We start from the raw sequence: 24,650 nt of genomic DNA, 5'->3' as shown, positions 1-24,650 counted from the left end.
AAACCGTGGTCGGTGATTGCCAGTCTTTGTAAACGGAACTGGCCTGCCTGAACAACAACAGAATGCGTCGTTTAACAATCTGTTAAAAGAAATTCATCCTGCTTGGTGATAGAATCGCCGACCAATTTTTAATCGCCAATAAATGGAAGAGCATGTTTGACATCATCACCAATAAAGACAGCAACGTGAAAAACGACGTGTTGTCGGGCATTACCGTTGCCCTTGCACTGGTGCCGGAGGCCGTCGCGTTTGCCTTCGTGGCCGGTGTAGAACCTATGATTGGCCTGTATGCCGCCTTTTTTATGGGGCTCATTACCTCAGCTATCGGCGGTCGGCCGGGTATGATTTCCGGCGCGACAGGCGCAATGGCTGTCGTTATGGTCAGCCTGGTTGCCCAGCACGGGGTGCAGTATCTGTTTGCTGCCGTGATTGTTGCCGGATTGCTGCAAATACTCTGTGGCGTATTCCGGCTGGGTAAATTCATCCGGCTGGTGCCATATCCGGTCATGCTGGGATTTGTAAACGGTCTGGCCATTGTCATATTCCTTGCGCAGCTGGGGCAGTTTAAAGTGATCAACGCGGCAGGCGAGCTGACCTGGATGCAAGGCAGCATGCTCTACTGGATGCTGGGGCTGGTGGCGCTGACCATGGCCATCATCTACCTGCTGCCTAAGCTGACCAAAGCGGTACCGGCGTCACTGGTTGCGATTGTTGCGGTAACCATGCTGGTACATGGTCTGGATCTTGAAGCCCGGACCGTGATTGATTTCGTCCGCGACCTGTTGCCGGCTGAACAGCGTGACAGCGCAACGCTGGCCGGGGAACTGCCATCATTCGCCGTACCCATGGTACCGTTTACCTGGGAAACTTTGATGATTGTGCTGCCTACATCGGTCATTTTGTGTCTGGTTGGTCTGATTGAGTCATTGCTGACACTGACCCTGATTGATGAAATGACCGATACCCGTGGTCGTGGAAACAAAGAGTGTGTCGGCCAGGGCGTCGCCAATACGGTCAATGGCTTCTTCGGTGGTATGGGCGGCTGTGCCATGATTGGGCAGAGTATGATCAACATTAACTCCGGAGGCCGGGGCCGTCTGTCAGGCATTACTGCGGCGCTGGTACTGCTTGGATTTATTTTGTTTGCTGCCCCACTGATTGAAATGATTCCGCTTGCAGCGCTGGTTGGCGTGATGTTTGTGGTCGTCATTGCCACATTCGAGTGGGCGTCTTTCAGAATTATCCGCGGCGTCAACAAAGAAGACGCGTTTGTGCTGTTTCTGGTCACCGCGGTGACGGTTATTGCCGACCTGGCCATTGCGGTTGTGGTTGGGGTGATTGTGTCTGCGCTGGTGTTTGCCTGGAAACACGCGCGACATATCGAGGCGAAGACCCACATTGATGATGACGGCTGGAAAGTGTATCAGCTGGAAGGGCCGTTATTCTTTGGTTCGGTGTCGCATTTTAAGGATCTGTTTGATGTTGCCAATGATCCTGACGATGTGGTGATCGACTTTAATGAATCGCGTATCTGGGATTCTTCCGGTGTGGATGCCCTCGACAGCCTGGCTGACAAGTATGAGCAAAATGGTAAGAAGCTGCATATCCGTCATATCAGTCAGGAGTGTCGCAGCCTGCTGCGTAAAGCTGATAAATACGTTGAGATTAACGTTAACGAAGATCCGCGCTACCGCATTGCAACGGACGAGCTTGGCTAATGCGTTAAGCCATAAAAAAACCGGCATCTGCCGGTTTTTTTATGCGTGTCTGTCAGACTTACTGGGTAGACAGCCAGACAATCAGGTCAGCAATATCATCCATGGTCATGTCTGAGGTAAATTGTGCCTGATAGCGACCATTCACAATAAAGTTTGGCACGCCGGACACATAAGCACGGTAATCATCAAGCTTGGCCTGGTTTTTCTTGAACATGCTGTTGACACCAAAGCTGGACGCCAGTTTGTCGAATTCGGCAGGTTCAACACCGTTGATGATAAAGATGTTACGCAGGTCTTTCATACTGGTGATAGACGCGCGCTGCTTATGAATGTAGTTGAAAATGGCGGCGTTCAGCTTGTCTTCCTGTTTGAGCGCACGCGCAATCATCATTGCGCGGGTCGCATCCTGTTGAACGGCATCGCCGCCACCGACACGCATAAAGTCAACATGCACCTTTTCAAACTTGGTCTTGTCGTCCATTTTTTGTTTGATCTGCGCAACGATGGACTCGAAGTTATAGCAGTGGGGGCACCAGAAAGAGAAAAACTCAGTGATAACCGGCTTGTCAGTAGCGGGTTCATCCAGCACCGTATAGTGCTTACCCTCTTCCCAGCGGGCGTTCTTGTCCTGTGCACAGGCCTGAAGAGGCAGAAGCAGCGCCAGTACCATCAATACAGCAAACTTTTTCATTGACATGAGTTCCTTTGATAACCAAAACGTTTAACCGCTCTGAGCGTACCACAGAGCCTGAGACCTCACCAGTCTGTGAGATAAACGCGCGAATTTTTGCAGTAAACGGGAACCGGACCACGCACAGCCGGGATCAATGTAGCCGATGCGCAGCCCGGTGAAACGGTATCAGTGGGTATAGTGCACGGTCAGCATGACCCGACGTTGTTCGCCCTGAAAACCCACGATGTCCTCAAACCCGGCGTCGAGCGCATTGTCTATGCGCAGTGACGACTGCCACTGTGGCATAAACTGGTAACGCAGCGCGACGGACATCAGGGTATACGGACGCAGTCCGGTACGCACACTGGCGGCCGGGTAGGGAGGGTAAAAGACATCCTCACGACTGCCGGTGTAGCTGAGTTTGGTGTACAGACTGACTGAGTCGGTGCCAAGATCGGAGGTAACACTGAGCGAGCCCTGGTGGCGCGCGCGACGAAGCTCAGTCAGCGCCGTACCAGCGTCTTCCTGGGTTGCATCCAGATACGTGTAGGCGGCCTGCCATGTGGCGATAGCACTGTCATAGCGAAACGTCACTTCAGCGCCGCGCCGCTGACTTGTTGAGCCGGCGTTCTGCGCGGTGGCACTGCCTGCTTCCGGCAGGTACACATAGCCAAGAATTTCATCATTCAGGCGGGTATCAAAAACACTCAGTGTCATACCTGTCGCACCGATATCGGCGCGCAGACCCGCTTCCCATTCAGTACTGGTTTCTGGCATCAGTGATGGGTTGCCAATAAATGAGCCCGGGAAGTAACCAAAGCGTTCGGTGAAGGTCGGCGTTTTTACTGCCCGCCCATGACTGACAAACGCAGCAACCCCGGGGGATGCCTGCCAGGTAATGCCAGCCCGGTAGCTGACGGCGTCATCGTACTGCGAATTATTGTCCAGGCGGGCGCTGGTGTGAACGAACCAGTTGTCCACGGGCTCACCCGCGAGCTCTGCAAATCCACTGGTTGTGGTGTCATGCTGAGACTGATTTGGGTCGCCGTAGATAACCGGTCCGCGCTGGTCAAAGAAGCGCTGCAAATAGTCCAGTCCCAGCGCAGCCTGCCAGCGCGCCGACTGGTATTGGCTCTGCCAGGTAAGCTGATGGCGCTGCCCGGTTGTGCCGCCGGTAGCCATGCTATCCTGACGGTTATCGTTCTCATCGCGGCGAAACTGGGCGCTGACCAGGGTGCTGAAGGCCGAGTTCTCGGGCGCGTAGCGCCAGCCCAGATAAGCAGAGACCTGAAGACCGTCGGTCTGGTTGTCGGCATCGGTCGGCAGTCCGGTCGTCATCACATCGATAGCGTCATACTCATTGCGGTAATCGGTGAGCCGTACACGGGCGTCGAGCTGTTGTGAGCCGGAAAGGTGATAGTTAAGTGAAGTTCCGGCAGTGACATTGCGATAGCCATCGGCTTCGGTGCCGGTTCTGGCAACATTATCACCGCGGGTATCAAACGCATTAGCATAAACCGTATAGCCCAGTTTACCTGTGGTCCCGCGTACGGATGCTGACAGCGTCTGAGTATCGCGGTTGCCCGCCCCCGCAGAGAGGCTGACGTCGGTATCCCGTTCGCCCGCGGCGCGTGTTGTAATACTCAGTACGCCGCCAATACCGCCACTGCCCCACAGGGCACTCTGAGCGCCCCGCAGTAATTCAATACGTTCAATCCCCGCGGTGGTCAGATGGGCAAGGTCGAACAGACTGCCCTGACCGATATCATTGGCAATGACGCCATCGATCAATACCAGCAGATGGTTACTTTCGCTTCCGCGCAAACGGATCTCAGTCAGCGAGCCGGGGCTGCCTGACTGGGCAATACTGACACCGGGTAAACCGCGCAGCAGATCGGTTACCTGGAGTGCGCCCGATGCAGCAATTTCATCGCGGGTAAGTACGCTGCGTGACAGTGACAGCTGGCTGGCCGGCAGTGCCATGCGGGAGCCGGATACCGTAATATGCTCAATGTCATCGCTGTCGCTCACCGCTGACGCGGCTGAAGAAAGAAAAAAAGTACAGGCGGCAACAGCCTTCGCCGTTACCGTAAGGTTGGTTTTCAGGTTCATTTATTTATCTCGTTGCGTACTCCACCCGAGTACGTGACGTAAGAAAACATAGCCCGAGGGCTATGCGCGACTGCAGGCCGGTATCCGGGCTTACGAACGCAATAAAATGCGCTATTTTCACCTTCCCGGACCGACCGGCCCAGTGGTTGTCATTGACCTGAAAATAGTAGCGTGTTGCTCAACACCGCTATCGCTTACCGTTGCGGGGGCAGCGTCAGCTTTGCACTGACTTCCCGTTTACCTCACCAAAGGTGAGCACCTGACGCACGGAGTATAACCAAAGCGCACCCTGAACACTATCGAGGATGCGATATTTGTGGTTATAAGATATTGAGAAAATGGCATTTTTAGCAGTTGCCGGGATTTCCCTGACTGAGCGTTAATGTGGGTTCGTCGAGCGCTGACAGCTGCTCTTTCAGGGCCAGTATCTGGTTTTCCCAGTACTTATTTTCGGCAAACCAGGGAAATGCGCGGGGAAATGCCGGATCTTCCCAGCGGCGTGACAGCCAGGCCATATAGTGCACCATTCGCATGGCCCGCAGCGGTTCAATCAGTGCCAGCTCGCGCTGATCAAATGGCTGAAACTCTTCATAGGCTTCAATCAGCGTGTCCATCTGCAGTTGTTGCTGATAGCGGTCACCGCTCAGCATCATCCACAGATCCTGGACAGCGGGGCCCATCCGGCAGTCATCAAGGTCGACAAACGTAGGGCCGTCCCGCCAGAGTATATTCCCAGGATGGCAATCGCCGTGCAGCCGCAGCGGCGTGTACGACGTCATACTCTCGCGGGTTACTTCAATCACCGGTGTGAGAATGGCAAAAAAGGCGGTCTTAAGTTCCTGTGGCAACAGGGTACTCCCGTGCAGAGTGGCTTCTGAGTTATCGAGAAACTCCTCGGTACTCATGTTAGGGCGGTAAGTAAACGGCTTGCTCTGACCAACACGGTGTATGCGGCCGATAAACCGCCCCATCCATTCAAGCTGATCCAGATTGTCATTCTCAAACTGTCGGCCACCGACGGACGGAAACACAGCAAGACGGTAGCCACCGGCATGATGCAGCGTTCGCCCGCCCAGCTGTAGCGGTGCCACCACCGGAATGTCGTTGCTGGCCAGCTCTTGTGCGAAGCTGTGCTCTTCCTCAATCTGTTCGTCGGTCCAGCGCTGTGGACGGTAAAACTTCACCACCAGCCGACGCCCGGTGTCGTCCTGAAACTGGTACACCCGGTTTTCGTAACTGTTAAGTGCCAGCAGCCCGCTCTGTGGCCAGATATCAATCTGCTCAAGCGCATCAAGAATGACGTCCGGGCTTAACCCGGAAAAGGCGAAATCAGTCATACGTTACCGATAAAGAAACTTACTGGGTTCACGGACTTCAATCACCTCATCACCGGTATTGTCGGCTTTCACATGGAAGGTGATGTCGGTCACCGGCGCATTCAGGTTGTACGGATCCGTAGCGACAGAAACGGGCATGCTGAAGACTTCGCCGGCACCTACCTGAATCTGTTGTTTACCGATAAAACGGTACTCGGGCAGCCCTTCAACCGTAACGGTGTAGGCATGGTCCTGCTGTGATTTGTTGAGCACTTTGAGCGTGTACACATTTTCAATCAGGCCGTCATTGGTTTCACGATAAAGCGAATTACGGTCGCGAATAATATCCACTTCCAGCGGCACACGGAGCAGAATATTGGCGACCAGCAAACCGCTCATCACCAGCAGCACAATCAGATAACCGACCAGCTTGGGCCGCACAATATGGGTTTTTCCGCCAGACAGCTCTTCTTCCGAGGTAAAGCTGATAAGGCCCTTGGGATAGCCCATTTTTTCCATCACGCCATTACAGGCATCGACACAGGCGCCACAGTTAATGCATTCATACTGCAGACCGTTGCGGATATCGATGCCGGTCGGGCAGACCTGTACGCACAGGTTACAGTCAATACAGTCACCCAGTCCCTTTTCCTGAACCTGTTCGTGGGTCATTTTCCGCGGGCGCGGGCCTCGCTGTTCTCCACGGTTGGCATCATAGGCCACGGTAAAGGTGTCCTTGTCAAACATGGCTGACTGGAAACGGGCATACGGACACATGTGGGTACACATAATTTCACGCATGTAGCCGGCATTGCCGTAGGTACAGGCGGCAAAGAAAATGACCCAGAAGCTGGTCCAGAAGCCGGCCTGAAATGTGAAGAAACTGCTGTACAGTTCGGTGACCGGGACAAAATAACCAACAAAGGTGAGAGAGGTGAGTAATGAAACCAGCACCCAGGCCGTTTGTTTTGCGGTCTTACGCATGAACTTATCGGCGTCCATTGGGCGCGCGTCCAGCTTCATGCGTTTATTACGGGGACCCTCAAAGGTTTTCTCAAACCAGGTAAAAATGTAAGTCCAGGTGGTTTGCGGACACATAAAGCCACACCATACCCGCCCGGCAAATGTGGTGACAAAGAACAGCGCGAAGGCGGCCACAATCAGAATATAGGCCAGTAATGTCAGGTCCTGTGGCCATAGCGTCAGTGAAAAAATGGTGAAACGCTGATTAACGATATCCAGCAACACCGCCTGATGACCGTCGTAACGCAGCCAGGGTATAGCGGCAAACATCGCCAGAAAGATAAAACCGAAAATTCGTCGGAAGGTTTCCAGTGGTCCCTCAACCTCACGCACGTAGATACGTCCGCGCGAACCGGAATGGGCAGCATCGTCGGTTTTGGGTTTGTGAATTTTGACGGGCGTCACATCCTTCACTGGGATTTTTTCGTTCATGGTTAGCCTTTTCACTGACTGAAGACGGGAATTAGCGAGGGGAGTATAACAAGGGACGGCGAGGAATGTTTAATTTAGATCAAGCTAATGTAAAGTCTGCCGGACAGTGTTAATCCTCGCTCTGCTCATGCTGAATGACACCAAGCCGGTGGTTAATTTTATCCAGCAGATAGTCAAGGGTCTGTCGCTCGCCAAAGGTCAGTCCTGCCATCACCTGTTCTGCCAGGATAAAGCGGTAGCGGGTCACTTCATCGATTAGGGTTTTGCCCGCCTCGGTTAACTGCACTGGTCTGGAACGCTTATCTTCCTGACAGGACAGCCGGATAAGCAAATCGCGGTCAATCAGCCGGTTTACGCAGGTAGTCAGTGCGCCTGAGGTGATTCGCACTTCCTCGAGCAGCAGGCCTGGTGTAGCAATAAACGGCGCCCCCTGGCGACGTGCACAGGCAAGTACATCATGTTCACTCTGGGTCAGTCTGTGCTGTTTTAGTGCCTGCATGCCCACATCGTCGGTATTGGCGGCAACGCCAATAAATTTGCCGACCAGTACGGCATCGTTGACGGGTAAGTGCGGGTGGATCTGTTGCCACTGCTGTTTCGCTCTCGCCAGCAGTGCCGGTAACTTGTTAAGTCGGTTGATAACGCACCTCGTTGTTGTGCACGCGTTTTTGTCTGATCAGTTCATCATGCTGCAGACAGCTTGGTTATCCTGTTACATACCCGAGAAAGGAAATTGCATGCCCCGAGCAGGAGTGGCAATAATACGCCCCAATGAAAAAGAATGTAAACACAGAATGCTGATAAAACAGGGTGTGTGTGGCGTCTGTGCGCAATGTTGTCGGGATCTTTTCATCCACTTTTTTGCCCCGGTCATGACACGGCATTACCCTGTCATACTCATACCTTTGGATTTAACGGCATAATTATTGGCGCTTACGCTTTGTGGGTCAGGTGGATATACTTTAACCAGTTATTGTGTAGTCTGAATAACGGGCGGGAGCCAAATCATTATGTATCGCTGGCTGATAGTATCCATTGAAGTCGTCTTGTTGGTGACAGTGCTGCGTGCACCGTTCGCCCAATACCTGCTGGGCGATATCCAGGACACGGTATCTGGCTGGATTGAAGAAGTGGCAACGATGCCACAAAAAGCGGAACTGGCAAATTTGCGAAACGCCATGTCAGGGCAGATGCAGGCGATGCGGCCGTTCCAGCGTGATTACCTCAATGATGTCATGCAAAACTCAAGCAGCATCGTGCGGTTCCATTCGATGTATTGTGTCAAAGGTGACAAAAACCCCTTTATCACTGGGGCGTCACTACGCTTTTTCTGTTCCCGGATTGAAGAAACTGAGCTATTAATGCTGTCGTGAGGGGAACGCTGAGGCTATACTGCGGTCAGTTTAACAGGAGTAAACAGGCAGGAGCCGACGCCTTATGTATCGCTGGCTGGTCATTTCTATCGAAGTTATCGTGTTAGTTATGGTACTGCGCTCACCCTTTGCGCAGTATCTGTTAAGTGATATTCAACAGTCGTTATCCGGCTGGATTGAGCAGATTGCTACGCTCCCACAACAGGCAGAACTGGACGCGCTGCGTAACGCCATGTCGGGTCAGATGCAGGCCATGCGCCCCTTCCAGCGCGACTATCTGAATACCATTATGGAAAACCCCGCCAGTATCGAAAGCTTTCATAAGCTGTATTGCGTTAAAGGCGATAAAAATCCCTATATCAGTGGTGCCTCACTGCGCTTCTTTTGCTCCAGAATTGAAGAAACTGAACTGCTCACCATGAAGTAGCCGGTTCAGGGTGAGTTCAGTAAGCTTAGCGTAGTGTAGCGTCTGAAAACTCAGGAGCAGCATGATGAATATGAAATCTGTTTTGTGCCTTGGTACGGCAATAGGTATCGCGCTTTCTCTGCCAGCCACGGCAGCAGAGTTAACGGTAACCTGGCAGGATCCGGACAGCTATCGTGATGTCGATCCGGCTAACCAGAGCCGCGTCGCCTTTCGCAAGCAGGTATTCGGGCAACTCGAAGCGTTTTTCGGGCAGTTGAGTGAGACTTTGCCGGAGACCTATCAGTGGTCGCTGACGGTCACTAATCTGGATCTTGCCGGGCAGGTATGGCCTGCCAGCTTCGTCGGGTTTGGTACCATCGGCTCTGATGTCCGTCTGGTCAGACAGATTGATATTCCCCGAATCGCGTTTCATTACACGCTGAAAGATGGCGACGGTAACCTTGTGAAGGACGCTGATGTGTCGCTTAAAGACATGAATTTCCTGAACAGCCAGGTACGCAGTCAGCGATGGCAGAATCTGGCGTATGAGAAAGCCATGCTCACGACCTGGTTTAATGACGAACTGGGTGAATTCAAAAAGCCGCCTGAGCAAGCGGAAGAATAAAAAAAACGGCGCGAAGTGCGCCGTTTTTTGTTTGGGTTATTTTCCTGTGTTCACGTAGCGAATACACAGTCCCTGGTTTTTAAAGGTGCTGCCGTCATGACGGAACAGTGACTGCCAGCCACCTTTCTTACATTGCGCCTTGTCTTCTGGCACCACATTCAGGTTCAGGCTGATAATGACAGGATCATGATCTGAGCTGCGGAATGCGTCAGGGGCATAAAGCGCATCCTGAGCCGCTTTCTTGAATGATGTGTCGTAGTCCAGGATGTCTGGTTCGTCAGCATTGATATGCCATACATCAGTCCCTGCTACCTGGCCGCTCAGTACGGAGGTCGCCAGGGCATGATCAAGATAACCAATCTGGCCGTCAAACACATACGAATAGGCAAATTCACCACCAAACGCGGCAACCATGTCGGTCATACCGGCATCGGTTAGTGCGGCAATAGGATCTTCTTTGTCATAGCTGTTCAGATCACCAATTACCAGCACGTCCGGGTCGCCGCTGCCAGTCGGATCAGACGCCAGCCATTCAGCCAGTGCTAAGGCCGCATCGGTACGAACGCCGTTACAGTTACCCTGGCCGTCCAGCATATCCGGATCGCCATAGTCTTCGCAGTCGCTGCCTTTTGATTTCAGGTGACCAACTGCCACTGACACAACACCGCCTTCGTTCAATTCACGGAAGGTCTGCAGCAGAACCGGACGGTTCAGATCATCAATAAAGCGACTGTCTACTGTGCCGTCCAGTACAGCAAACTCGCCCCGCAGTGAGACCACAGCAGGCTTGTAAATCAGACCTACCTTGATGGCATCTGTCCCAATCAGACCGGTATCGACAAACGCATAGGTACCAGCACCCATGACATCGTTAAGACCTGTAGTCAGATCCTGCAGCGAGGCACTTTCATTATTTTCAATTTCAATCAGACCTACCACATCGGCGTCGATCTGAGAAATTGCCGCAATGATTTTATCGCGCTGACGGGTAAACTCTTCCGCGTTATCGGCACCACGACATCCGCCGTCGGTCGGGCCACAAATGTTGCCGTTTTCATCCAGCGTCGTGAAGTAGTTCAGCACGTTGAATGAGGCGACACGCAGACGGCTGTCAGCAACCACTGGCACCGCTGGACGCGGGTTAGTTTCAAAGTATTGTGCGCCCTGGGTTGGCTGGATGCGGTGTGAACCATACGCATCGTGCATGACACCTGTCACAAACTGTACGGTATCGCCGCCACGGAAACGGTTTTCCAGGGTAAATTCTTCACCATTAGGGTGAATAGCCGGATCCGGGTTTTGTGCGGTCCGGCCGTCATCAATAAGAATCTTCGCCTGCTGGTTTGCCATCACACGGGTCTCATAAGCTGACGACCCCGGCAGTTCTGCGGCCGTAGGCGTAATAAGACGCGGCTCTTCGCTAAGCGGCAGCGACAATACCATTTCACCAAAGCGATCAAAGTTAAAATACTCGCTAATCAACAGTGGCTGAGGCAGAACAACACGCATACCTTCAACAGCTTCCAGGACGGCGTCGTCAGACACCGGCAGGGTTACTGCAACAGGCTCTGGCAGTTCGGCACCACGCTCAACGATAGCCACTTCAGCGGCGCTGACCTGCGTCATACCACCAAATTCAGAGACGGTACCCGACACCTGAACAATGTCGCCAGGCGCCACATCGACATCAGGGTTTGAACCGTCAAAAACGAAGATACCTTCCGACGTGGCAGGGTCGCTGTCAGGTGTCAGTGACTGAACAAAGAATCCACGCAGATCACCATTGTCCTCGCTGTCATTGCGCTGGAAATCACCAACAACAATACCTTCAATAGTGACGCTGTCACCGTACATAGGTGTGCTGTCGCCATTTCCCTGAATAGCACTGATTTCAGTCAGTACCGGACCCGGGTTGTCAGTGTCTTCAAAGCCGCTGATGATTTTCAGGTTTTGCAGAGCAACAGCTTCGCCGCCGCCATTGGCTTCAGCAGTAAGCGTAACCGTCAGTTCACTGCCGGTACCGTCAATAGCTGCACGCAGGGTAGTGAGTACGTTAGTCAGCAGGGTGCCGTTGGCACTCATTGGATCATTCAGTGTTTTTACTGCACCACCCGCAAGCGTGTAGTCGTAGCTGCCGCTTTCATCAACTGAACTGCTGATCAGAACCTGCTCGCTGCCGCCATCGATAGAAACAGAAAGCTGAAATTTATCAGAGGCCTCAAAATCGCCCATGGCACCGATATCGACGGACAGACCAAGCTCGGTTTGACCGGCAATGGCAAATGTCCAGCTCGCGCTGACCGGGCCGCTGTTATCGCCGTTTTCGGTATCAACAAAACCGAAAAACTCGTTAAGGTTGTTGTCGTCAATCACACCCTGCGTGTCGCGGGTGAAGGTGAACAGGCTGTCGTCCAGGATATCAAACGGAATGGTTGCAGATACATTGCGCTGGTATTTCTGGAAACCATCTCCTGCAGAGGAGAAGGCGTTGGTATAGGGGTTGCTGTAACTAAGCAGGTTAGAGCTGCTGCTATCGACCATGTCACCGGCAATCACCATTTCTTCTGCACTGACTGCAGTGGCGGCAAGTCCTAACGCTGCCGCAGTGACCGCTGTTGCCAGGCGGCTTCTTCTTATGAACATTATTGTATTCCTGTGTGGTTTTATTCTGTCCTTAGGGACGGTTGATTTTTGCACAGCGAGACTAATCGCGCATTACTACAGGCGTGTGACATGGTCTTCCGGATGCGTGCTTTTTTGTAAGAAAATGTTACTGGTCGTAATATTTTGTTTGTTGGTCGTGACGGCCGTCGTCGTTTAGCTTACGGTTTTTATTAAAAAGTAATTAAAAAATAAGGTGTTAGGTAATATGCCTTGCAAAAAGAGATACGCAGGGGCAACAGGCTGGGCAGGGGATATCGGGCGCATGTTACGCGGGCGCGACCACGCCTTTTTCGACACCTGAAACGCGCAATATTGCCGTACTGACTCGATGTTGACGACGCAAAGGTCAGGGCGGTTTGTTTTTTGTACAGCGGTAAAGGCGGGGTGGAGCTGAAAATAAAAACCCGCCGTCAGAGTGCGGCGGGCTTTAGCAGCGCAGAGACAGGGTCAGACGTAATCAAACTCGCTGCCTGACACGTCAAGCACACAGTCAGTACCTGCCAGATACGCCTCTTTGTGCGCCACGGCGCGCGGCAGAATGCGTGCATGGTAAAAGTCGCACACTTTACGCTTTGCACTGGCAAGCGTGGCATTGTCACCCGCAGCCGCCTTGTCTGCCATACTGTGCCACAGCACGCCTAACAGAACGTACGCGGTGTAGGCGAGGTAGTCACAGGCCGCAGATGCCGCATCGGCAGGCGACATGGCCAGACAGTCGCGCGAATCCGCATACCAGTCTTCCAGCAGCATTTTCGCGCGGGCTTTGTCCTCGTCATTGTTGATGTCTTCAATGAGTGCGTCAAAGGCATCAAAGGTGGCTTTCAGCATGTGTCCGCCATCACGGGTCAGCTTACGTCCAATCAGGTCAAGCGCCTGAATACCGTTGGTCCCCTCGTAAAGCTGAGCAATACGGGTGTCGCGCATCAACTGCTCCATACCCCATTCACGGATATACCCGTGGCCACCAAAAATCTGAATGCCCAGACTGGTGACTTCCAGTCCCATGTCGGTCATAAAGGCTTTGCAGACCGGCGTCAGGAATTGCAGTACCTGTTCTGCGTGGACCTTGGCGTCTTCATCGCCGAGTTTTTCAATGTCCATGTACTTTGCGTACAGCAATGACAGAGCACGACAGCCTTCAGTCAGCGCTTTCTGGGTAAGCAGCATGCGGGCCACATCGGGCTGAAAGACAATCGCATCGGCTTTTTCATCCGGTTGCTGAACCCCCTGTGGTGCGCGTGACTGCAGACGTTCACGCGCGTAGGTCAGCGCGCCCTGGAACGAGGCTTCTGCTGCGCCAAGTCCTTGCAGACCAACCTGAAAACGGGCATCGTTCATCATGGTGAACATGCAGGCCAGTCCCTGATTTTCCTCACCGACCAGAAAGCCGGTTGCGCCATCGTAATTCATGACACAGGTCGGGCTGGCTTTAATACCCATCTTATGTTCAATACTGCCGACTGACAGTGAGTTGGCTTCGCCAGGCTCGCCGTTTGCGTCGGGCAGGAATTTAGGTACCAGGAACAGGCTGATGCCTTTCACGCCTTTTGGCGCGTCGGGTAAACGGGCCAGCACCATGTGTACAATGTTGCTGCTCCAGTCGTGATCACCACCGGTGATGAAAATCTTGTTACCGGTAATTTTATAGGTGCCATCAGCCTGAGGCTCGGCCTTGGTGGTCAGCAGTGACAGGTCAGTACCGGCATGAGGCTCAGTAAGGTTCATCGTGCCGGTCCATTCGCCACTGATAAGCTTGGCAAGGTAGGTGTCTTTCAGTTCGTCATTGGCATGCTTGGTAACGGCCAATACCGCGCTTTCTGTCAGCATGGTGGTCAGACGCCAGCTCAGGTTGGCACTGTTGAGCATTTCGTGAACCGGGACCGCCATGGTGTAAGGCAGGTCCTGACCGTCATAGTCGGCACTGCCAAGCATCGCGTTCCAGCCATTAGCGACATATTCCTGATAGGCTGCAGCAAATCCGTCTGGTGTGGTGACCTTGCCATTCTCGAGACGGCAGCCCTGCTCATCCCCTTCACGGTTCAGCGGGGCAACCACATCGGTAGCGAATTTTGCACCCTGGGCAATGACTTCACTGGCAAGATCCATATCGAAATCACCAATGCCCAGGTCCTGATAATGTTTGTCCAGCGCCAGCCAGTCCTTCATCAGGAACTGAAAGTCAGCAAGTGGGGCGTGGTACTGAGGCATGTCAGTCTCCTATTTTTCAAACGGTTGTTTGATTTGCATTATATGCCCATCCTCGGCGCAATGTAATCCATTTACTAAAAGTTAATTTAAATCTGACTGGTTGCAACTTCATTGATAAAGAACGCCAGTTCTGTAGCTGGTTATGGCTGACAAAGCCCGTGTTATTTTACGGCAATGGCTGGCATACTGATTTTTCTTTATGCAACGGAACATGATTATGCTGCGCCAGACGCTGATACTGCTGACACTGTTTATGCCGCTCTCTCAGGCAACCTCTCAGACGAACGAGAAATTCGCTCAGGGCAGAACCCTTGATGCCATGCCTGGTGTGCTTTCGTTCAGAGAGCGTGTAACACCCCACAATGAGATAGTCACTGACCGCCTGGACAATCTGCTGCCGGCGTTAATGAGAGACGCTGATCTGGATATGTGGCTGGTGATTAACCGTGAATATGGTGAAGACCGGCTGTTTTACACCCTGGTGCCCCAGCCAACCTTCGCCGCACGGCGGACCACACTGCTGGTGTTTTATAAGCAGCCTGATGGCAGTGTCGAGCGTTTCAGTGTCAGTCGGTATCCGATTGGTGAGCTGTATCCAACGGTCTGGGACGGCGGCAGCGATGATGCACAATGGCAGCGTCTGGCAGACGTGATTGCCGAGCGCGATCCTAAGCGGATTGGGATCAATGTCAGCAAGGAATGGGCTCTGGCTGACGGTCTGAGTGCGGGACTGCATCAGAGATTGCGTGACAGTCTGCCTGAAAAATACCGCGAGCGTCTGGTCAGCGCTGAGAAACTGGCGGTCCGGTGGATGGAAACCCGCACCGAAAAAGAGTTGCAGGTGTATCCACAGATTGTAGCGCTGGCGCGAGCTGTTATTGCAGAAGCCTTTTCCAGTAAGGTCATCACGCCCGGCGCGACCACTACACAGGATATTGCCTGGTACATTCGTGAACGTTTTGAAGCACTGCAGTTACGTCCCTGGTTTCAGCCTTACGTGAATATTCAGCGCCACGGAGATGATACCGCTCAGGACGATGTCTTTATGGGCGAGGACAACAGAACGGTACAGCGGGGCGATGTGCTGCATACCGATGTGGGTATTTGTTACCTGAACCTGTGCACTGATACCCAGGAGATGGGGTATGTCCTCAGGCTGGGTGAGCCGGATGTGCCTGACGGTCTCAAAGTGGCGCTGGCGAAGGGAAACCAGTGGCAGGATATACTGACCACTGAATTTGTCACCGGACGTTCGGGTAATGCTATTCTTGCCGCCACTCAGCGTGCCGCAGAAAATGCGGGGCTGCTAAGCAGTACCTATACGCATCCGCTTGGCTTTGTAGGTCATGCCGCCGGGCCGACCATTGGAATGTGGGACAATCAGGGGCCCACACCGGTCGAAGGTGACTGGGTGCTGTATCCCAACACAGCGTATGCCATTGAAGGCAATATCAAAACGACAGTACCTGAATGGGATGGCCAGTGGGTGCAGATAAAGCTGGAGCAGAGTGCGGTGTTTGACGGTAACACGGTATGGTATCTGGCGGGACGTCAGACGCAGTGGCATCTGGTAAACTAGCCGCGCTATCAGGTTCAGGGCAAAGAGCCTGACGTGTCATTATTAATCAGGAGCAAATAATATGGGTCAGACCTCTCGTGTATGTATTGTGACCGGCGGAAGTAACGGGATCGGACTGGCGGTCTGTGAACGCTTTGCGAGTGAAGGGTATCAGGTGATTAATCTGGACCTGAGCGATTTTGCCAGGCCGGTCAGCGGCGCTCGCTGGCATGCCTGTGATGTCAGTAATGTCGCTGCAGTTGAGGCCGTCATTGCCGGCTGCTTGCAGGAGTGGGGGCGTGTTGATGCGTTGATATGCAACGCCGGTATACATCTTTCTGCAACCCTGGAAGAGACCACCGAAGCCATGCTGGATAAGGTGTTTGCAATTAATGTTAAAGGGGCGTACGCAGCTATTCGCGCGGTGCTGCCGGCCATGAAAGCAAGCCAGGCGGGGGCGATCATTGTGATGGGATCGGATCAGTCGTTTGTCGGAAAACGCAACTCATTCGCCTACGGCCTGACCAAGGCGGCGCTGGCATCAGTTGCGCGCACTACGGCACTGGATTATGCCGCCTATAACATCCGCGTAAACGCGGTATGTCCGGGCACCATAGAAACACCGTTGTTTCATAACGCCATTGATAACTACGTTGCGAAAAGTGGTGAAGATAAGGCGGCGGTTGTTGCGCAAGAGGCTGCTGAGCAACCCTTGGGTATGCTGGGACAACCGGAAGATGTGGCTGAACTGACCTTCTTTCTGGCCAGTGACCGGGCGAAGTTTATTACTGGCAGCCTGCATGCGGTAGATGGCGGTTATACCGCACAATAATCATGCGTGTTGTCGACCCCCACCTGCATTTCTTTTTCCCCTCCGAGGGACGCTATGACTGGCTGAGGCCAGAAAACCCACCGTTCTGGCCGGATAAGCCAGCGATTGCCGCGGAAACGACCGAACGTGACCTGCCCCGCCATGGTCCGGTTACCGTGGCGGGATTCGTGCACATTGAAGCTGGCTTTGATAACGACGCGCCGTGGCGGGAGATTCACCGGCTGCAGGCTCACTGCCGCCTGCCATTTAGAAGCATTGCGGGTGTATCGTTAACCTCCGCACGATTTTTTCAGCAACTGGATGCGGTGGCGGCGCTGTTATCGGTGGTTGGGGTGCGTGATATCCTTGATGGTCAGGCGACGGCGCTTCTGATCCAGCCGGCGGTCAGGTATCGTCTGGGTCAACTGGCCGCCAGAAACCTGATGTTTGAGGCCCAGCTGTCATTGTCAGACAGCGTCGCTGTAAAAAAGCTTTGCGACCTGCTTACGCGTTATCCCACCCTGAAAATTACCCTCAACCATGCCGGCATGCCGGATGAAACTGAAGCGGGATTTCGGCGCTGGCAACAAAGCCTTCGCCTGCTTGCGGCCTTTCCCACCGTAGCGATTAAAATTTCCGGTCTGGAAATGCAGCATCGCCGGTGGTCGACAGCACACCTGAAAAGGATAATCGAGCCGGTGCTGGCGACATTTGACGATACCCGTATCATGTTTGCCAGTAACGCTCCCCTTTGCCGCTGGCGTGGCTCGTACACGTCATTGTGGCAAACCTTCGCCAGCATGGACACCGGTGATAAGGCTGACGCGCTGTTGTGTCATAATGCGGCAGCCTGGTATAACATTCCGGTGTTATCTGGCTAGGCGCCGTTGACGCCACGTCAGGCGTATGGCCAGAGTATGTTATAAGGACAGGAAATAAACAGGACGTTTTATGAGGCCGATTACCGCGCTGAGTGTCATAGTGAGTGCCCTTCTGCCATTTGCCGCAGTGGCCGCCCAGGACGTAACGCTGCCGTGTGACAAGAACACTGAGCAAACGCTGAACAGCACAGCGCCGGACGAGGTTGTGCGCATCAGCGCGTTTACCCCGGCCAGACCAATTGAAAAAGTGACGCCATCCTACCCCAAACATGTCGCCAAGCTGGGCGGAGAAGGGTGGGTGAAAATGAGCTATGTGATAGATACCGAGGGCAACGTGGTTGACCCGGTGATTGATGATTTCGCCGGCAGCCAAAAGTTTAAGCGAAAGGCGCTAAATGCACTGAAACAGTGGAAGTTTGCGCCTGCAATGAAGGATGGCAAGCCGACACAGCAATGCCATCAGTCGGTACAGTTTGATTTTGTGCTAAACCAGCGAGGCGGTGCACGGCGTTCATTTGTCAGCCAGTACAAAGCGATAGATGTGCTGATCCAGCAGGATGAACTGGAAACCGCACGACACGAGCTCACCGCGTTACATGAGTCAGAAAACCGGAATCGTTATGAAAATGCCTGGCTGTGGAATCTGGATGCAACACTTGCCGCGAAAGAGGGCGATGAGTCACGAGAACTGGCGAGCCTGGTTCGTACCCTGTCCAGTGCGAAAACCCACACCAGAGAGCATGCTACGTTTGACGACGACTACATGGCGTATATTCATCAGCGCCTGTTCGTGCTGAATGTAAAAGCTGGTCAGTATAAGTATGCACTGCGTTCAGCGGATGCGCTGAAAGCCATGGATGGGCAGTCAGCGCGCTATGAAGCGCTGCGCCCCTTCATTGACGAGGTTAATACACTGATTGCCTCAGAGCAGCCAATTGCCGTGCCGGTGACGATAGATGAGTCAGGCAGCCGGTTTCATATTCTGGCGCGACAGGGGTTTGGATTTTCTGATATCCGGGGAAACCTGACTACCGTGGAAGTGCGTTGCGATAGCCACCGGGAGAAATACACGGTGGCGGAAAATGTCACCTGGCTTGTTCCCGAAAGCTGGGGGGAATGCCGGTTATTAATGGAGGGTGACCAGGGCACGGCGTTCCGGCTGATTGAAGTTAATGCCGCTGCGGTCACCAACATCACACAGTTTTCTAGCGGAGCAGACTCTCCTGGGCACTGACGTCATTTTCTGAGAAAAAGTTTAACCCCTTCTGATGCTGCCCTGCGTCTTATTCATGACTCTGGGATATTGTCAGAAGGAGAACACGATGAATACCCTGGCTTATGAAACGCCCGCTAGCGCTGCGAAACCGCTATTTAGCCTCTGTAGTGCTGTCCTCATCACCTTTGGTTTGTTTGCTGTTATGGCAAAGCTGGTTGAAACCGATACGGTGTCAGTTGACGCGGGAACTGTGGCGACGATTGGCCCTGTCACCTTGCAGTTGGAAGAGCAGACAACCCGCATCAAAACACCGGTCAGGCCACGCCCTGAACGCGTAAAAACGCCACCGGTTCAGCGACCGGTACCAACCGAAACCACGCCGAATGATCTGAACAATACGATAGGTTATCAGGGACCGGCGCTGGATCCGCCTGAACTCGATGATCGCGTCACGTTCAGCGCCGGCGATCAGGAGGTGCGGCCAATTGTACGCGTTGACCCCGCGTATCCAGCTGAGGCCGCGCGTGACGGGATAGAAGGGTGGGTCGCTCTGCGTTTTACTATTGACCCTCTGGGCGCCGTGCGCGATATTGAAATCGTGGACGCAGCACCAAAGCGAATTTTCGACCGTGCGGCCCGCAGAGCTCTGGCGAAGTGGAAATATCAGCCGAAAAGGCAGGATGGCCGCGCAATAAGTCAGCCGGGAATGCAGGTCATTTTGGAATTTAGTCTGCAGCAGTAATCGCAGGAGGTGCGATATGGTGAGTGTGGTTCTGTCATTACGACACTGGCTGAATATGCCGGTTGATGATGAAACGCTGATGCAGCGCTATGCGCAAACTGGTGACGCCCGTTTATTGTCGGCGCTTTATGACCGCCGTGCTGATGATTTATATCATTTTTTGCTGGCGTTATGTGGGCACGATATGGCTCAGGATGTCGCGCAGAAAACCTGGCTGAAAGTCATCGAAAAAAGACGGTTGTTCAATGGTTCCGGACGATTCAAAGGCTGGTTGTTTACACTGGGCCGTCACACCCTGCTTGATGATCTTAGAAAACGGTCAGGACATCCATCTTCGCAGGCCGAGGTAAGCGCGGGCTGCGAGTTTTGTGATGTTGATAACCAACTGGCTGAGGCATTTGGCGCTGCACTCAATGCCTTACCGTTTGAACAGCGCGAAGCGTTCTGTCTTCAGCAGGAAGGCTTTGGACTGCAGGAAATTGCTACCATGTGCGATTGCGGCACAGAAACGATCAAAAGCCGGCTTCGTTATGCCCGCCACACACTCAGACAGCGTCTGGAGAAGTACCATGACTAATCAGCAAGACCGGCTGGATAAGGCCTACCAGCAGTTTAAGCGTCGTTATCATGCTCCTGCTTCTGCTAAGCGATATCTTTTACGTGTAGCCAGAGGGCGTTCAGGAGGGGACGAATTCGTCTCCTGGGGGGGCTGGGCGCGGGCCGTTGCCGGCGGCGTAGCGCTTTTGGCGGTGGGCGTGTTCGTGATGATGCATACGCAAGTGACCCGACAGCGGGACATGATGGTGGTGAGTAATGTGCAGTTGCATGGTTATGCCCCCTCGACAGTTGATACCGAGATAGCTGACCATAAGCGCTTGCAGCGTGTCTATTATGCGCAATATCTGCAGCAGGACAGGATCATGACTGCCCGGTATTCACAGTCCGCTACTGTGTTGCAGAATCAGGGCGAGCTGGCGCTGACGACCTGCAAGGATGAGTTAATAAAACTATCAGACAGTCTGGTATCGCGAATGATCAGGGAGGGACGGTTGCCTGTTGCACTCAGGCCCGGAGAGACGGTTACCGTCGGTTTTGATGATGACGGCTATATTGTTGCCCTTCGACGGCTACCTGAGCCAAGGCAGTGTTAAACACTGCCCTGGTTATCAGCATCAGACATTTTTGAGCTCGGTTACTGTCATGTGCGGTGAGCGATAGACCACCTCATCGTTCAGCTCGATACCAATTCCTGGTGTGTCAGGCGCCTCAATGAAGCCATCGACGGGTTGTGGATCCTGAATGCAAAGCTCACGGTTCCAGTCTTTGGTCGCATAGGTGTGATGCTCGTGGATCAGGAAATTTGGAATTGCTGTTTCCAGATGCAGGCTGGCGGCAGTAGCAACGGGACCGCCGCACACATGCGCCTGAATACGCACATCATAAATGTCGGCATAGTCACAGACTTTCTTGGTTTCGGTAAAGCCGCCGCATAATCCGACATCAGGCTGGAGCACATCGAGTGACTGTGACTCCAGGTACGGACGAATATCCCAGCGGTTATACAGACGCTCGCCACCGGCAATCGGCACATTGACCCGGTTTGCGACTTTTTCGTGAAGACGGGCGTTGAGGTAGTTCACCGGCTCCTCGTAGTAGAGGCATTCCATTTCCTCAACGATGTCACCGAGCTGAACGGCAGTGCTGGCGCCGAGCAGACTGTGACACTCAAAGATAATATCGCCATCGTCTCCCATCACATCCCGCATGGCCTTAAGGCGTGCACGGAACAGTTTCATTTCGGCTTTGGTGAAAAGTTTGGTGCGGTCATAATGCGTCACCCCGTCCTTGTCATAGACAATGGGATCGACTTTGACGGCGTCATAGCCTTCTTTCAGGGCTTTTTCAGTGGCACGCGCGTAGTCCGATGGATCGTTGAGCTTTCTGATTTCGGTGTCCCAGTCAAACTGTAACTGACTGGCGTAACAGCGCAGCTTGCCATTGGTTTTACCCCCTAACAGCGCGTAAACCGGCAAGTTCAACGCCTTGCCACGGATATCCCAGAGTGCCGTATCAATCGCGCTCATGGCGGCATAAATGACCGGGCCGCCGCCCAACCCCCAAAAACTCTCGCGCAGCATTTTCGCCCACAGCGCCTCGGTGTTGAAGGGGTCAAAGCCAATCAGCATGGCTTCGGCAATTTCTTTAATCATATGGGCCGCAGCGCTGTGGCCTAAGTCATAGGCCAGTCCTGCCTCGCCGACGCCGGTAATGCCTTCGTCGGTATAAATGCGCACAAAAACCGGGTTCCACACCGGACGCTTGGGACATTCAATATCGAAAATTTCTACTTTGGTGATTTTCATTTACAGTACCCTGTGAGTAATTACTTACAAAACCCCGGATCCAGACGGTACGCCTTTCTCAGCATAGCCGGCCAGGCTTTTTGGCCACCGGTTTCGCCGCTGTGTACGACGTTGGCCTGACGATAGATGTTATCGACAATCGGCTGCGGGATCTCGTGAACACTGGCATTGGCCTGCATCAGTTCGAGCTGAATTTCACAGGCACGCTGCAGGTCATAAAAGCGCATAAAGGCGTCGCCTACGGTGGGACCGATAGTGAGTCCGCCATGGTTCAGTAACAGCATATGATTGGTGTCACCCAAATCGGTCTGTAACCGTTTTCTTTCTCCCTCTTCAACTGCCAGCCCTTCATAGCCGTGATAGCTCAGTGAAGGCAATGAAAACAGCGAGTACTGGCTCCACGGTTGCAGCCCGCCTTCGACAGAGGCAATAGCAATTGTTGCCTTGGTGTGCAGATGCAGTACACAGCCGGCATCCTCACGTACTTCATGGATCGCGCTATGAATCGTGAAGCCGGCAGGATTAATCGTAAACGGGGTGTCATCAATGATGGTTCCGTCCAGTGCGACCTTCACGAGGTTTGAGGCAGTGACTTCCTCAAACGTCAGGCCGAATGCATTGACCAGATAATCAGAGGTGCCGGGTACCTTGGCTGAGATGTGGGTATAAATCAGGTCGCCCCATCCCATCTCTGCGACCAGCCGATAGCAGGCGGCAAGATCAACCCGCGTCTGCCATTCTTCGTCAGACACCTTACCTTTGAGATTCAGCTCTGGCAGGTTTATCACTGCATTACTCCTTCTGAGTTAACATCGTTACCGCGGGAAGCGGGAGTCTGGTTGTGTGTTTCCGGTCTCGCTGGTGTCCGGGTGGTTGCGCGGATGAAGGCGTCCCGTAGCGGGATCAGGTCGTCTTTGAAACGCAGCGCGTCGTCATCCAGCGTAAACAGGCGCGTTTTCTCCAGGTGGCTCACTTCAGTCTGTGCCCACGGCGGGGGACTGAAGCGCGCAGGCAAGACAGCAAGGTCATCAGCGGCAACACAGGCATAAAGTACCATGCCATTATCGGTGCTGCCAACGCGCTCACCAACAAACACGTTCAGACCGGTTTCCTCGAACGTTTCCCTGTGCGCGGTACAGGGCAGTGTCTCGCCCGCGTTGCGTCCGCCGCCTGGCACGTCGAGCCTGCCGGACAGACGATGGCCGATAAGCAAAACCTCATCATCGGCGTAAATCAGGCAGCCTGCAGCCTCGCCGGGACTATCCGGCTGCGCTGTTCTGCAGGCAGGCAGTGGCGGTATGCTGCTGTCACAGCCAAAAAGCGGTAAAACCGCGAAAATAGATGATAAGAGAAACTTTTTCTTCATAGGAATACGTACAATACCCAGATTCTGACGTTAATCATGTTCAGCCGGTTTTTGCAGGTCGATAGCCTGCCCCCGTGTCTGAGCGAAATAAGGAACCGATTTATGTCGCTTGCTTCAAAAGTATCACCGTTGCTGGTGGCTGTGTTAATTCTTGGTGGTGTGGTTGCCTACATCAACCTGCCTGATTCACAACAGCAATCCGGCCCACAGCATCGTGCCACGCCAGTAAAGACTGCCACGGTAACACGTCAGGCGTTCCCGGTAACCATTGAAGCGCTGGGCACGGCCAATGCGAATGAGTCGGTGACCATCACTGCGCAGGTCACCGATACGGTGCAGTCCGTGTTCTTCGACGACGGCGAGAAAGCGGAAGCAGGACAACTGCTGGTCCAGCTTAATGACAACGAAGAAAAAGCCCGCATTGAAGAACTAAAAGCGAATATCGCGGAGGCGCAGCGTCAGTTAAAACGTATCGAAAACCTGCGCGAATCCAGTGCAGCGTCTGAGCAGTTACTCGATGAACAGCAGGCGCGGGTGAAAGCGTTACGGGCCCAGCTTGATGTCGCGCGGGCACAGCTGGCCGACTTGCAGATTCATGCGCCGTTCTCTGGCATGCTGGGGATTCGGAACGTCAGTAAAGGCTCACTTATCAGGCCTGCTGACGTGATCACCACGCTGGATGATATCAGCGTGATTAAGGTTGATTTTAGTGTTGCAGAGAGGCATCTGGCCAGCCTGTCAGCCGGTCAGAACGTGTATGCTACCTCGGCGGCCTATCCCGGCGAAACGTTCACCGGAACCATCAGTACCATAGACTCGCGGGTCGACCCGGTGACACGGTCAGTGCTGGTGCGTGCAATTATTGATAATCCGGATGCCCGGCTTCGTCCGGGGATGCTGCTGACCATCACCGTAGAAAAGCAGGTACTGAATACTCTGATTGTGCCGGAAAAAGCCCTGGTGCCGGTTCAGGACAAACAGTTTGTGTTTGTTGTTAACGGCGACAAAGTGACAGAAACCGAAGTGGTGATTGGCGAGCGTAAGCCGGGTCTGGTGCAGATTGTCGAAGGGCTGAGCGAAGGGCAGCAGGTGGTGACGGAGGGAACCCTGCGGGTTCGCGACGGTTCACCCGTCAACGTACTGAACCGTAACGGAGAATAATC

The 24,650-nt window shown here is 53.5% G+C and carries 22 protein-coding genes and 1 riboswitch; of the genes, 12 read left to right on the top strand and 10 right to left on the bottom strand.

Annotated elements, in window-relative coordinates; genetic code table 11:
• The first annotated feature begins 152 nt into the window (after positions 1–152).
• Positions 153–1,718 carry a SulP family inorganic anion transporter gene (locus tag AB1N33_RS09670; RefSeq protein ID WP_411271345.1) on the top strand — a complete coding sequence of 522 codons (1,566 nt, stop codon included), beginning with the start codon at positions 153–155 and terminating at the stop codon, positions 1,716–1,718.
• 58 nt (positions 1,719–1,776) lie between these two features.
• Here the strand turns inward: AB1N33_RS09670 and AB1N33_RS09665 are convergent, their stop codons facing one another.
• The 5 genes from AB1N33_RS09665 to AB1N33_RS09645 form a co-directional block, all read right to left on the bottom strand.
• A complete protein-coding gene (locus AB1N33_RS09665; RefSeq protein ID WP_411271344.1) occupies positions 1,777–2,409 on the bottom strand; it encodes a thiol:disulfide interchange protein DsbA/DsbL in 633 nt (210 codons plus the stop codon).
• A gap of 168 nt (positions 2,410–2,577) precedes the next feature.
• Complete coding sequence (locus AB1N33_RS09660; RefSeq protein ID WP_411271343.1) at positions 2,578–4,503, bottom strand: TonB-dependent receptor plug domain-containing protein; 1,926 nt, start codon at positions 4,501–4,503, stop codon at positions 2,578–2,580.
• A gap of 58 nt (positions 4,504–4,561) precedes the next feature.
• A riboswitch (cobalamin riboswitch) is annotated at positions 4,562–4,781 on the bottom strand.
• 69 nt (positions 4,782–4,850) lie between these two features.
• A complete protein-coding gene (locus AB1N33_RS09655; protein WP_411271342.1) occupies positions 4,851–5,840 on the bottom strand; it encodes a serine/threonine protein kinase in 990 nt (329 codons plus the stop codon).
• Between the two features lie 3 nt (positions 5,841–5,843).
• Positions 5,844–7,274, bottom strand: a complete 1,431-nt coding sequence (gene ccoG, locus AB1N33_RS09650) for a cytochrome c oxidase accessory protein CcoG (protein WP_411271341.1) — start codon at positions 7,272–7,274, stop codon at positions 5,844–5,846.
• A 109-nt stretch (positions 7,275–7,383) separates the two neighbouring features.
• The gene (locus AB1N33_RS09645; RefSeq protein ID WP_411271340.1) at positions 7,384–7,773 is read right to left on the bottom strand and encodes a MarR family winged helix-turn-helix transcriptional regulator; all 390 of its coding nucleotides are present in this window, start codon (positions 7,771–7,773) and stop codon (positions 7,384–7,386) included.
• A 511-nt stretch (positions 7,774–8,284) separates the two neighbouring features.
• On the opposite strand from AB1N33_RS09645, the gene AB1N33_RS09640 reads away from it, so the two are divergent.
• The 3 genes from AB1N33_RS09640 (at position 8,285) to AB1N33_RS09630 (ending at position 9,678) form a co-directional block, all read left to right on the top strand.
• Positions 8,285–8,647, top strand: a complete 363-nt coding sequence (locus AB1N33_RS09640) for a hypothetical protein (RefSeq protein ID WP_411271339.1) — start codon at positions 8,285–8,287, stop codon at positions 8,645–8,647.
• Positions 8,648–8,711: 64 nt separating this feature from the next.
• Positions 8,712–9,074, top strand: a complete 363-nt coding sequence (locus AB1N33_RS09635; protein WP_411271338.1) for a hypothetical protein — start codon at positions 8,712–8,714, stop codon at positions 9,072–9,074.
• A 61-nt stretch (positions 9,075–9,135) separates the two neighbouring features.
• Positions 9,136–9,678, top strand: a complete 543-nt coding sequence (locus tag AB1N33_RS09630; protein WP_411271337.1) for a DUF3016 domain-containing protein — start codon at positions 9,136–9,138, stop codon at positions 9,676–9,678.
• 36 nt (positions 9,679–9,714) lie between these two features.
• Here AB1N33_RS09630 and AB1N33_RS09625 read toward each other — a convergent pair whose 3' ends face one another.
• Together AB1N33_RS09625 and AB1N33_RS09620 are read right to left on the bottom strand one after the other, a co-directional pair.
• A complete protein-coding gene (locus AB1N33_RS09625; RefSeq protein ID WP_411271336.1) occupies positions 9,715–12,321 on the bottom strand; it encodes an ExeM/NucH family extracellular endonuclease in 2,607 nt (868 codons plus the stop codon).
• Positions 12,322–12,789: 468 nt separating this feature from the next.
• A complete protein-coding gene (locus AB1N33_RS09620; protein WP_411271335.1) occupies positions 12,790–14,550 on the bottom strand; it encodes an acyl-CoA dehydrogenase family protein in 1,761 nt (586 codons plus the stop codon).
• 199 nt (positions 14,551–14,749) lie between these two features.
• Between AB1N33_RS09620 and AB1N33_RS09615 the strand changes: the two genes are divergently transcribed.
• From AB1N33_RS09615 to AB1N33_RS09585, 7 genes are all read left to right on the top strand, one after another.
• Entirely contained in the window at positions 14,750–16,129 is a 1,380-nt protein-coding gene (locus tag AB1N33_RS09615; protein WP_411271334.1) for a M24 family metallopeptidase, read from the top strand.
• A 61-nt stretch (positions 16,130–16,190) separates the two neighbouring features.
• Entirely contained in the window at positions 16,191–16,940 is a 750-nt protein-coding gene (locus AB1N33_RS09610) for an SDR family NAD(P)-dependent oxidoreductase (RefSeq protein WP_411271333.1), read from the top strand.
• Between the two features lie 2 nt (positions 16,941–16,942).
• Entirely contained in the window at positions 16,943–17,800 is an 858-nt protein-coding gene (locus tag AB1N33_RS09605; RefSeq protein ID WP_411271332.1) for an amidohydrolase family protein, read from the top strand.
• 70 nt (positions 17,801–17,870) lie between these two features.
• Positions 17,871–19,034, top strand: coding sequence for an energy transducer TonB (locus AB1N33_RS09600; protein ID WP_411271331.1), 1,164 nt, complete (start codon positions 17,871–17,873; stop codon positions 19,032–19,034).
• An 88-nt stretch (positions 19,035–19,122) separates the two neighbouring features.
• Positions 19,123–19,758, top strand: coding sequence for a TonB family protein (locus AB1N33_RS09595; protein ID WP_411271330.1), 636 nt, complete (start codon positions 19,123–19,125; stop codon positions 19,756–19,758).
• Between the two features lie 16 nt (positions 19,759–19,774).
• Positions 19,775–20,335, top strand: a complete 561-nt coding sequence (locus AB1N33_RS09590) for a sigma-70 family RNA polymerase sigma factor (protein WP_411271329.1) — start codon at positions 19,775–19,777, stop codon at positions 20,333–20,335.
• Positions 20,328–20,909 carry a hypothetical protein gene (locus AB1N33_RS09585; protein WP_411271328.1) on the top strand — a complete coding sequence of 194 codons (582 nt, stop codon included), beginning with the start codon at positions 20,328–20,330 and terminating at the stop codon, positions 20,907–20,909. Before AB1N33_RS09590 ends, AB1N33_RS09585 begins: the two co-directional genes overlap by 8 nt.
• Before the next feature lie 21 nt (positions 20,910–20,930).
• Here the strand turns inward: AB1N33_RS09585 and AB1N33_RS09580 are convergent, their stop codons facing one another.
• Genes AB1N33_RS09580 through AB1N33_RS09570 form a run of 3 tightly spaced genes read right to left on the bottom strand, consistent with a single transcriptional unit; the run spans position 20,931 to position 23,487 of the window.
• On the bottom strand, positions 20,931–22,121 hold the full coding sequence (locus AB1N33_RS09580; RefSeq protein ID WP_411271327.1) for a mandelate racemase/muconate lactonizing enzyme family protein: 1,191 nt from the start codon (positions 22,119–22,121) through the stop codon (positions 20,931–20,933).
• Positions 22,122–22,141: 20 nt separating this feature from the next.
• Complete coding sequence (locus AB1N33_RS09575) at positions 22,142–22,909, bottom strand: class II aldolase/adducin family protein (protein WP_411271326.1); 768 nt, start codon at positions 22,907–22,909, stop codon at positions 22,142–22,144.
• Positions 22,906–23,487, bottom strand: a complete 582-nt coding sequence (locus AB1N33_RS09570) for an NUDIX hydrolase (protein ID WP_411271325.1) — start codon at positions 23,485–23,487, stop codon at positions 22,906–22,908. Before AB1N33_RS09570 ends, AB1N33_RS09575 begins: the two co-directional genes overlap by 4 nt.
• Positions 23,488–23,589: 102 nt before the next feature.
• Between AB1N33_RS09570 and AB1N33_RS09565 the strand changes: the two genes are divergently transcribed.
• On the top strand, positions 23,590–24,648 hold the full coding sequence (locus AB1N33_RS09565) for an efflux RND transporter periplasmic adaptor subunit (RefSeq protein WP_411271324.1): 1,059 nt from the start codon (positions 23,590–23,592) through the stop codon (positions 24,646–24,648).
• Positions 24,649–24,650 lie beyond the last annotated feature (2 nt).

It is taken from the genome of Alteromonas nitratireducens (genome assembly GCF_040812025.1).
GTDB classification, from domain to species: domain Bacteria; phylum Pseudomonadota; class Gammaproteobacteria; order Enterobacterales; family Alteromonadaceae; genus Alteromonas; species Alteromonas nitratireducens.
The sequence above is the reverse complement of the archived record's forward strand: the minus strand, read 5'-3'. Positions and strand labels throughout refer to the sequence as shown.

What these genes read in the sequence shown, in the direction of transcription:
- AB1N33_RS09645 (WP_411271340.1), bottom strand. Translation starts at nt 7,773, where the DNA reads ATGCAGGCACTAAAACAGCACAGACTGACCCAGAGTGAACATGATGTA.
- AB1N33_RS09630 (WP_411271337.1), top strand. Translation starts at nt 9,136, where the DNA reads ATGATGAATATGAAATCTGTTTTGTGCCTTGGTACGGCAATAGGTATC.
- AB1N33_RS09595 (WP_411271330.1), top strand. Translation starts at nt 19,123, where the DNA reads ATGAATACCCTGGCTTATGAAACGCCCGCTAGCGCTGCGAAACCGCTA.
- AB1N33_RS09590 (WP_411271329.1), top strand. Translation starts at nt 19,775, where the DNA reads ATGGTGAGTGTGGTTCTGTCATTACGACACTGGCTGAATATGCCGGTT.
- ccoG (WP_411271341.1), bottom strand. Translation starts at nt 7,274, where the DNA reads ATGAACGAAAAAATCCCAGTGAAGGATGTGACGCCCGTCAAAATTCAC.
- AB1N33_RS09620 (WP_411271335.1), bottom strand. Translation starts at nt 14,550, where the DNA reads ATGCCTCAGTACCACGCCCCACTTGCTGACTTTCAGTTCCTGATGAAG.
- AB1N33_RS09565 (WP_411271324.1), top strand. Translation starts at nt 23,590, where the DNA reads ATGTCGCTTGCTTCAAAAGTATCACCGTTGCTGGTGGCTGTGTTAATT.
- AB1N33_RS09670 (WP_411271345.1), top strand. Translation starts at nt 153, where the DNA reads ATGTTTGACATCATCACCAATAAAGACAGCAACGTGAAAAACGACGTG.
- AB1N33_RS09610 (WP_411271333.1), top strand. Translation starts at nt 16,191, where the DNA reads ATGGGTCAGACCTCTCGTGTATGTATTGTGACCGGCGGAAGTAACGGG.
- AB1N33_RS09665 (WP_411271344.1), bottom strand. Translation starts at nt 2,409, where the DNA reads ATGAAAAAGTTTGCTGTATTGATGGTACTGGCGCTGCTTCTGCCTCTT.
- AB1N33_RS09615 (WP_411271334.1), top strand. Translation starts at nt 14,750, where the DNA reads ATGCAACGGAACATGATTATGCTGCGCCAGACGCTGATACTGCTGACA.
- AB1N33_RS09655 (WP_411271342.1), bottom strand. Translation starts at nt 5,840, where the DNA reads ATGACTGATTTCGCCTTTTCCGGGTTAAGCCCGGACGTCATTCTTGAT.
- AB1N33_RS09600 (WP_411271331.1), top strand. Translation starts at nt 17,871, where the DNA reads ATGAGGCCGATTACCGCGCTGAGTGTCATAGTGAGTGCCCTTCTGCCA.
- AB1N33_RS09635 (WP_411271338.1), top strand. Translation starts at nt 8,712, where the DNA reads ATGTATCGCTGGCTGGTCATTTCTATCGAAGTTATCGTGTTAGTTATG.
- AB1N33_RS09580 (WP_411271327.1), bottom strand. Translation starts at nt 22,121, where the DNA reads ATGAAAATCACCAAAGTAGAAATTTTCGATATTGAATGTCCCAAGCGT.
- AB1N33_RS09625 (WP_411271336.1), bottom strand. Translation starts at nt 12,321, where the DNA reads ATGTTCATAAGAAGAAGCCGCCTGGCAACAGCGGTCACTGCGGCAGCG.
- AB1N33_RS09640 (WP_411271339.1), top strand. Translation starts at nt 8,285, where the DNA reads ATGTATCGCTGGCTGATAGTATCCATTGAAGTCGTCTTGTTGGTGACA.
- AB1N33_RS09605 (WP_411271332.1), top strand. Translation starts at nt 16,943, where the DNA reads ATGCGTGTTGTCGACCCCCACCTGCATTTCTTTTTCCCCTCCGAGGGA.
- AB1N33_RS09660 (WP_411271343.1), bottom strand. Translation starts at nt 4,503, where the DNA reads ATGAACCTGAAAACCAACCTTACGGTAACGGCGAAGGCTGTTGCCGCC.
- AB1N33_RS09585 (WP_411271328.1), top strand. Translation starts at nt 20,328, where the DNA reads ATGACTAATCAGCAAGACCGGCTGGATAAGGCCTACCAGCAGTTTAAG.
- AB1N33_RS09570 (WP_411271325.1), bottom strand. Translation starts at nt 23,487, where the DNA reads ATGAAGAAAAAGTTTCTCTTATCATCTATTTTCGCGGTTTTACCGCTT.